The organism is uncultured Campylobacter sp., assembly GCF_937949835.1.
Lineage (GTDB): Bacteria > Campylobacterota > Campylobacteria > Campylobacterales > Campylobacteraceae > Campylobacter_B.
In genome coordinates this window covers 1-8,011 of the sequence record NZ_CALEDC010000425.1, presented here as the reverse complement: position 1 = coordinate 8,011, position 8,011 = coordinate 1, and the positions used below count along the sequence as shown (strand labels likewise).

General features: G+C 48.5%; 7 protein-coding genes and 2 pseudogenes. All 9 read right to left on the bottom strand.

What is annotated here, in order from left to right:
- On the bottom strand, nt 1-246 hold a 246-nt coding region (locus Q0256_RS09515), incomplete at its 3' end, for an acylphosphatase (RefSeq protein WP_297962482.1).
- Between the two features lie 283 nt (nt 247-529).
- Complete coding sequence (locus Q0256_RS09510; protein ID WP_297962480.1) at nt 530-2,167, bottom strand: hypothetical protein; 1,638 nt, start codon at nt 2,165-2,167, stop codon at nt 530-532.
- Nucleotides 2,151-2,873 (bottom strand): hydrogenase maturation protease, encoded by a 723-nt coding sequence (locus tag Q0256_RS09505; RefSeq protein WP_297962484.1) that lies wholly within the window; start codon nt 2,871-2,873, stop codon nt 2,151-2,153. Before Q0256_RS09505 ends, Q0256_RS09510 begins: the two co-directional genes overlap by 17 nt.
- 60 nt (nt 2,874-2,933) lie before the next feature.
- A pseudogene (locus Q0256_RS09500) lies at nt 2,934-3,029 on the bottom strand (hydrogenase expression/formation protein); the annotation flags it as partial.
- A complete protein-coding gene (cybH, locus tag Q0256_RS09495; protein WP_005870440.1) occupies nt 3,026-3,700 on the bottom strand; it encodes a Ni/Fe-hydrogenase, b-type cytochrome subunit in 675 nt (224 codons plus the stop codon). The gene cybH and the pseudogene Q0256_RS09500, both read right to left, overlap by 4 nt.
- A 3-nt stretch (nt 3,701-3,703) precedes the next feature.
- The gene (locus tag Q0256_RS09490; RefSeq protein ID WP_297962478.1) at nt 3,704-5,425 is read right to left on the bottom strand and encodes a nickel-dependent hydrogenase large subunit; all 1,722 of its coding nucleotides are present in this window, start codon (nt 5,423-5,425) and stop codon (nt 3,704-3,706) included.
- Between the two features lie 2 nt (nt 5,426-5,427).
- Nucleotides 5,428-6,573, bottom strand: coding sequence for a hydrogenase small subunit (locus tag Q0256_RS09485; protein WP_297962476.1), 1,146 nt, complete (start codon nt 6,571-6,573; stop codon nt 5,428-5,430).
- A gap of 405 nt (nt 6,574-6,978) precedes the next feature.
- Nucleotides 6,979-7,836 (bottom strand): 8-methylmenaquinol:fumarate reductase membrane anchor subunit, encoded by an 858-nt coding sequence (sdhE, locus tag Q0256_RS09480; RefSeq protein WP_297896025.1) that lies wholly within the window; start codon nt 7,834-7,836, stop codon nt 6,979-6,981.
- Nucleotides 7,837-7,846: 10 nt separating this feature from the next.
- Nucleotides 7,847-8,011: pseudogene (locus Q0256_RS09475) on the bottom strand ((2Fe-2S)-binding protein); the annotation flags it as partial.

Below are 8,011 nucleotides of genomic sequence, written 5' to 3'. Positions count from 1 at the left end.
CGATGACGATACTTTCTGTGCTTGAATTTCGTTAGAATTTGGCTCATCTAAATTTAAAAGGGCGGAATTTTTATCAATCGAGCCTTTTTGCGGCTCGGAAAGGTCTGCACAAACGATGATTTTAACGCCCTCGCCGTCGTTATAAACTTCGCCTTTCAGCCCCAAATCCACGGCGAGTTTATAGACGAACGGGCGAAACCCGACCCCCTGCACCGCTCCGAAAACCTCAAATTTAGCCGCTTTCATCCACGTGCTTTCATAAATTATGCGCCGCAGTAGCTGTTTTGCAAGCAAGTTGCGCTCGCAGCGGGCGGACAAAGCGTTCCGAACGCTGCAAAATATGCTTTAAATTTAATAAAATTTGATACTACAAGCTCGCCGCGTCTGCCAATTTTTTGAAATTTCACGCGAATTATCGCACAAAATTTGGCCCGCACGGCGCGGCCGTCAATACCGCAATGCCCGCGCAACTCGCTGTTTTGCGGATAAGATTTAAGAGTTTTGCCAAAAATTCGCATATATGCCCGATCTAGCCAGCTTGAAGCGCGAAGCTGTCGCTAAAGCTCGCGTCAAAATTTTTGCAAAGCTTAAGCATTAAATCCGCAAATTTGCGCCCGCTAAACATCGCTCCGCCGAAGATCAAAACGTCAAAGTCCTCTTTGCGCTCATCCGCCAGATCGCTTAAAAAATAGCCCAAACTATCGAAAAATCCGAACGCAAACAGCTTTTCATTGGCGCCTGCGAGCGCATAGCTCATCGCCGAGCGTAAAATTTTATCCGCTTGCACGCAGCCGCGCTCATCGGTGCAAAAATCGAGTCGCACCCCTTTGCCGCCCGCAAAATCCTCCGCAGCCGCCATCAAAAACGCCGCATCGCGCCCCCAGATAAGCTGTGCGGCGACGCTAAAGATACTGTAAAATCCCGCATTTGCGCTTTTTAAAATTTCATCGATTTTTGCGGCGTTTACGTTAAATTTGGCGCTGAAATTTTCAAGCAGCTTTGCGCCCGTTTCATCCGCGCAAATTTGAGCCTTAAGCTCGTCAAAGCTGCGCGGCAGATTAAATTTAAGTAGAATTTTTTTAGAGCTTTCGCCGTAAATTGCGATCTCGTCGTCCGCGCCCACCCCCAAAAAGCAGCGCAAAACGCGTTTTTTGGAGTCGTTTAAAACCCCCCTCTCGCGGCACGTAAGCGCAAAAAGAGCGGAGTTTTTATCGTTTGAGTTTTTCAGATAAGAGCTTGCGCTGCCGCTTAAAAAATCCTCGTTTTGCACGATCAAAAAGCCGTTTTGCAGCGGCGCGACTTTAAAAATTTTATCTTTTTGCGCCGCGCTTTCGCATTTTGCGCTTAAAAAATAGATCCCGTCGCTTGCCAAAGCGCGCCCCAGCGCAAACACGAATATGTCGCCCGCAAGCTTTACGTCAAAAAATCTAGGCGCATCCTCGTGATTTTTTCTAAAGATTGCATTGGTTTTTAGGCTTATGAGCGGCTTTTCGAAGGCTGCGAGCGCGATTTTGCTCTTTTCATCGCTCACAAAAATCCCATCCAGCGCGCCCACTCCCGCGGCTATCAAAAAATCGGTGCTAAAATCCACATCCGCCTTGAGCGTGAAAGTTGCGCCGCCGCGCTTAATCTGCACCTGCTGAGCATGAAATAAGTTTATGCGGCAAAACTCCAGTAAGCAAGCAAAATTCTCCCTACTTACCGCTTCAAATTTTCCCTCATGAAGCACGCTAGCGCCGCTTATTATTTCGAATTCGTTTTGAGACGGCTCGGCGTGAGCGAGGTATTCCTTCATCACTCGCGGAGTAAAATTATTAAATTTAGCCGCGCTACGGGCGTTTGAAATTTCATCCTCAAAAAATTTGCTTAAATTGCCCGAGGAGGCATCTTTAAACGTGCCGTTAAATTTCAGCGCTTTCGCTTCGGCGCCGCCCTCGTCCACCACGCGCACGGAGGATTTTGCCAAAAATATAGAGTTTGGAATCAGCGGCATCGCCTCGTCGCTAAATTTTAAAATTTCATCCTCGCCGCCGCGCACGAAAAGGCTTATTAAGCTCGCCTCTTTTTTTAGGCAAAACTCAAGTGCGCTTTTGCGAGCATAAAACAGCAAGAAGTGCGCTATTAGCGCATTTTCATTAAGGTAGTTAAACTCATATGCTACTATCATCTCGCCCCCTTTTTGCAAATCGATCCGCGATATCTTGGGCGCTAAGATCGGCGATTTTTTCATGCGCGAAACCAAGATTCGATAGGTACCTAAGCGCCGTTTTTTCCATGATTTTTGAGGACTGCAATATCACGGAGCTTAGCTTAAAGCTCGCCTCCTCGATGCGCTGCGGCACGACCGCTAGAATTTTAACGTGAGGCAGATCGCCGCAAAGATCCATCATCTGCAGGGTTTGAAGCATTTCGACCTCGTGTGCCGAACCACTCCAGCTGATCTGCTTAGGCATCGCGTCGTAGTCGAAAAAATACACCTCGCCGCCCTTTGCGCCGTCCGCGTCTATGCAATCTACGAGCAAAATTTCATCAAATTCCGCCATCGTAGGCATCAAAAAGCTAGCCAGCGTCCCGCCGTCGATAAATCGGATCTGATCCGCACTATCGCTCGGCGCGGCGAGATTTTCGGCGACAAAGTCCGCATTAATAGAGCTTTGTGCTGCGGAATTTATTGCTAAATTTTGCGAAGTAGAATTTGAAGCGGAATCCTGCTTTGCGGAATTTTCTGAAGTAGAATTTCGGTCTAAATTTACTGCTGCAAAATTCTGCTCGGAGATAAAATTTTCATCCGCAGAATTTTGCGAAGGGTCGCGCTCTATGGAATTTTGCGAGGTAGAATTTTGTATCGCAGAGACTTGGGCGGAATTTTGCATGAAATTCTGCGCCGTGAAATACTCGCTCGCCATAGAATTTCGTGCGGCGGCTTTAGGATAAAATTTATAGTTCTGCGCGAGCGCGCGGACGAAGTGCACGCCTATGCCCTCGTCCGCGTAGATGACGTTGCCGATACCCAGTACCAGCACCCTCAAGCGTGCTCTTCCTTTTTAAATTTATAGCCGCTTACGATCGCATCCATCGCGCCGTCCCTGCCCTTGACGGCGTTAAAGACTGCCATATAGACGTGGATCGGCACGAAGATTATGATGATATTCATGCAAAGATGATGTATCATTCGCACTTCGCTTAGACCGCCCATCGCCGCTTCCAGCGGGCGCAAGAGCCCGTATAGCGCGCCGCCGAGCCCCTCGTGATAGACGTGCACGTATAAGATCATACCCGTTAGGCAGATTACGAACAATACTAGATAAAAGCCCAGATAGGAGATGAACTGTAGCGGGTTATAAACGCCGCGAAGATGCGGGTGCTCGCCCAAAAAGATATAGTATTTGATCTGAGCGATCCAGACGCGCGGGCTAAAAAAATCCTTGATACTCAAAAGCTCTTTTCTGCTCTTTTTATCAAAGAAGAAAAGGTAGGTTTTAAAGATCGCCGCACCGATCATCGCAAAGCCGAAGATCAGATGCACGAATCTAAATTTAGCCTGCATGAAAAGCACCGGCTCGGGACTCACCTCGGGCGCGGTAAAAACAAAGGCGATATAATATCCGGTGATCACCAAAATAGTAATGCAAAGCGCACGCAGCCAGTGCGTGAGCCTAAGACCGATTGAGAACTCGTATTCCGCAAATCTTTTTTTCATCGTTTATCCTTTGCTGGGATCTACCCTATAGCAGCCAAGCTCCGCCCCTTTAGCGTCCATTACGTGCACGGCGCAGGCTATGCAAGGATCGAATGAATGGATGCGGCGGATGATCTCTAGCGGTTTGGAAAGATCGGCAAGCTTAAGTCCGATCAAGCAGGATTCATAAGCGCCCATAGCGCCGTCTTTGTCCTTTGGCGTGGCGTTCCAAGTAGACGGCACGACCGCCTGCCAGTTTTTGATGACGCCCTTTTCGATCCTGCACCAGTGGCTAAGCGCACCGCGCGGCACGTGACCGATATAGCGACCTTTGTACTCTTTGGAGTTATCGATTACATATTTTGCGCAGGTCTGCGTATCGCCGCTTTTGATGTTTGCGATCAAATTTTCTAGCGCAATCAGTCCGTTGTCGGCTACGACTTTAGCCTCGATCATACGGCACGCCGTTCGTCCGAGCGTTGAAAATACCGCCTCAAGCGGCAAACCGGCGTCTTTTAGGAATTGATCCACGACCTTTACTACGCGCTCGTTTTTCTTGGCGTAATTTACTACGATATTTGCAAGAGGTCCTACCTGAAGCGGCTTGCCGTCGTATCGCGGAGCCTTGATCCAGGTGTATTTGCCCTGGGTATCGAGCACCTTCGTATGCGCTTCTTTGCCGTGCGCGTCGATGCTCTGCCCGTCCTGAAGGCCCGTATAATTCGGCTCCTGCTCGCCGTCGTAAGGATGAAGCGCCGCATCGTTTTTATACCACGCATGCGTTGCCTCCTCGGTAATCTTGTTCTCATCGAGCTCTAAAACCTTGCTAATATCGCCGTTCATAATCATGCCGCTTTGAAATAGCCATTCGTTCTTTGAAAGCTGAAATTCTTGATGAGTCCATAAATTTGCCACGCCGATATCGTTTAGCACGCTAGGCTCGTTGCCGTAAGCCTTCGCAGCCATTACGAGATCAGGATAGTAGGCGCGATTTACGAAGTCCGCGACCTCTTTAAATTTAGACATATATTCGCCAAGTCTCGCAGGACTTAGGATATCCATCACGCAGGTGACGCCGCCTACGGTGAGGCTTTGCGGATGAGGCTGCTTCGCACCGAATATCGCCATCATCTGAGCCGCCGTGCGCTGAATGCGCAAACACTCAAGATAGTGCGAAAGAGCGATTAAATTTTGCTCCGGGCTAAGCTTATATGTTGGGTGTCCGAAGTAGGCGTTGGCAAAAGGCCCCAAAGCGCCTTTCTTAACGAAAGCGCCCACGCGATCTTGCACCTCTTTTAGTTTATCCGCACCGCACGCATAAGGGGTGTCGCAGTATTTAAACGCCTCCTCGCTCGCCTTTTTAGGATCGGCGCTAAGCGCGCTTACTACATCTACGAAATCAAGCCCGTGGAGTTGATAAAAATGCACCGGGTGATCGTGCAAAAATAGCGCGTTAGCCATCAGCGTGCGCGTCAGCAAGGCATTTAGCGGCGGAGTTATGCCGAGGGCGTTTTCTACCGCGACGATGCCCGCTTTGTAGTGCGAGAAGGTGCAGACGCCGCAAATTCTTTGCATAAAAAATCCCGCGTCGCGCGGATCTCTATTTTTTACTATGGTCTCAAGCCCGCGCCATAGCGTCGAGCTGCTATAGGCCTCGCGGACGACGTTTTCGTCATCCACTACGACCTCTATTCTTAAATGTCCCTCTATTCTGGTTATCGGATCTATTACGATTCTTTGCGACATGATTATTCCCCTTTATCTTTCTTAAATGACGCAATCGCCGCGTGTGCCGCTACCGCAACACCCGTGATCGCTAAAATTCCGACACCTATCTTATCTGCGGTAGCATCAGCGCCGAGCCCGCCGAAAACGCTTTCGTAAAGGCGATCCGCCAAAGGCTCCTCAAAAGGTCCCATATGATCCCAAAAATCAGGCTCCGAGCAGCCTATGCAGCCGTGACCCGCCTGTACCGGCCAGCTAGTGTGGGAGTTGAAACGCTCGCGCGAGCAGTTGTTAAACGTATAAGGACCCTTGCAGCCTACTTTATAAAGGCAGTATCCGTCCTTCGCGCCCGCATCGCCGAAGCTTTCTACAAACTCGCCCGCATCAAAATGTCCGCGACGCTCACACAGATCATGTATTCGCAGCCCGTAAGCCCATTTCGGTCGGTTGTAAACGTCAAGGCTTGGAAGCGTGCCGAAAAGGATGAAATTTAGCACGTTGCCGACGATATTTTTTTCGCTAGGCGGACAGCCCGGGATGTTGATGACGGGTTTGTTTATGATTTTATCCAAACCTACGGCGCCGGTCGGATTCGGAGCCGCAGCTTGGATACCGCCGAAGCTCGAACAGGTGCCGATCGCAAATATTGCCGCAGCGCCTTCGGCCGCGTGTTTGCAGTGCTGAGCTCCGCTCTTGCCCTCAGGACCCACGGTTAGGAAAAATTCATTCTCGCCGCTTGGAATTCCGCCCTCTACCATCAAGATATAGCGCCCCTTGTATTTTTCGATCGCGCCCTCTAAATTTTCCTCGGCTTGCCAGCCTGCGGCAGCCATTATCGTCTCGTGGTATTCTAGGCTGATGTAGTCGAATATCAGGCTATCAATGCTAGGCGTCTCTGTGCGTAGCAAGCTCTCACTACAGCCCGTGCACTCCGCCATATGAAGCCAGATCACCGGCAGGCGATCCGCAAGCTCCGCAGCTCGCGCTACGCTCGGTGCAAATGCGGCCGGAAGCCCGAGCATCGCGGTCATCGCTCCGCTCCATTTCATAAAATCGCGACGCGAAAAACCTTTGCTCTTAAGCCTTTCTTGTATGCTTTCCTCCGCTTTTATTCGCGGCAAACGCTCAACGGCATCAAGTCTAGCCGAAATTTGAGCTAAATCAACCATAATGTCCTCCTGAAATTTAGGATATTTTTAAATGGCATTCTATCAAAATTTAGAATTCATGCACCTTAAATTTCGTTAGATTTAATTAAAATTTTATATTTATTCATCGTCTAATGGGTTTTAAATTTAAAAATAAAAGACAGATAGAAATTTAGCGCGGCTGGCGAAACGTTAAATTACGGCGGAGAAAGCATTAAATTTTATGAAGCATTAAATTTTATGAAGCATTAAAATTTACGAAGCAGTGAAATTTTATCAAGAATTTTATAGTAGCGAAAAGCAGTTCAAGATAAAGCAGGCGTAGGTTGGATGATTTTGTGCGATACTAGCAGGCGCACTGTTTGTGCGCCGCAGCGAAATATTTTTGCAAAATCATCCGTTAAATCTTTAGAAAATTTTCAAAGATCAGCTTACCAATCTCGTTGCATCTTGGATATTGATATTTAGCCCAAGCTGTTCATTGCTTAGCCCAAGTGCAAGGCCTACCAGCTGAGATAGGTGGATGATCGGCTTTCTTGCCTTGGAGTTCATCGCTTCTTGGTATCGCTCCTGATAGATATCAAGCTGCATCTGACATAGCGGACAAGGGGTAACTACGACGTCGGCTCCGTGCTCGGCAGCGTCATTTACGATCTCGCTTGACATTTTAGATACGGACTTTACCGCAGGATAGCTAGCGTGAAAGCCGCAGCAATCAAGGCGTTTTTCAAAAGGCACTATCTGAGCACCAAGTGCGCTAACTACCGCTTCAAAGCTTTTAGGATTGGTTGAGCTTTCTTTTTTAAGCTCGCGCTCCGGTCTTAATGAGTGGCAGCCGTAAAATAGCGCTACCTTTAAGTTTGTTAGTGGTCTAACGACTTTAGCTTTTAATGTATCTAAGCTTTGATATAGCACCCAAAGCAGACTCGTTATCTCGGTACTTCCCTGATACTGCATACCGCCCTCTTTTAAAAAGGTATTGATATAGCTTTTGGCTCCCTTATCCAAAGTTAGCTTTGCTTTAGTTAGAGTTAGCATACAGGTGGAGCAGGTAGTTAGCAGAGGCATATTCATACCCTCGGCTAGCGCGATGTTTCTGGCATTAGCTACTAGGCTTGCCATAGGATCGACGCATTGAGCTTGACTAGCCCCGCAGCAGCTCCAGCCTTTTATCTCGTGAAGTTTAATACCCAGCACCGGAGCGATCGCTTCAAGTGAAATTTTAGATTCCTTTGCGGCTTGACTTAAAACGCAACCCGGGAAAAATGCAAATTCGTTATTCATCCTCTCCTCCTTATTCTATCTCACCGCTAGCTTGAGCCTTGCGTGCGGCCTCTATCATCTTAACGAGCTGCGCATGTCCCTCGATCTCCTCTTCGCCGAAAGCATGAAGAGGATTCATCTTGCCCGCAGCCATTAAATTTGCCGCTACGTCCATCTTACCCATATTTGCAAATAC

Coding starts and splice junctions, on each gene's coding strand:
- sdhE (WP_297896025.1), bottom strand. CDS start 7,836: ATGAATAACGAATTTGCATTTTTCCCGGGTTGCGTTTTAAGTCAAGCC.
- Q0256_RS09505 (WP_297962484.1), bottom strand. CDS start 2,873: ATGCAAAATTCCGCCCAAGTCTCTGCGATACAAAATTCTACCTCGCAA.
- Q0256_RS09510 (WP_297962480.1), bottom strand. CDS start 2,167: ATGATAGTAGCATATGAGTTTAACTACCTTAATGAAAATGCGCTAATA.
- cybH (WP_005870440.1), bottom strand. CDS start 3,700: ATGAAAAAAAGATTTGCGGAATACGAGTTCTCAATCGGTCTTAGGCTC.
- Q0256_RS09490 (WP_297962478.1), bottom strand. CDS start 5,425: ATGTCGCAAAGAATCGTAATAGATCCGATAACCAGAATAGAGGGACAT.
- Q0256_RS09485 (WP_297962476.1), bottom strand. CDS start 6,573: ATGGTTGATTTAGCTCAAATTTCGGCTAGACTTGATGCCGTTGAGCGT.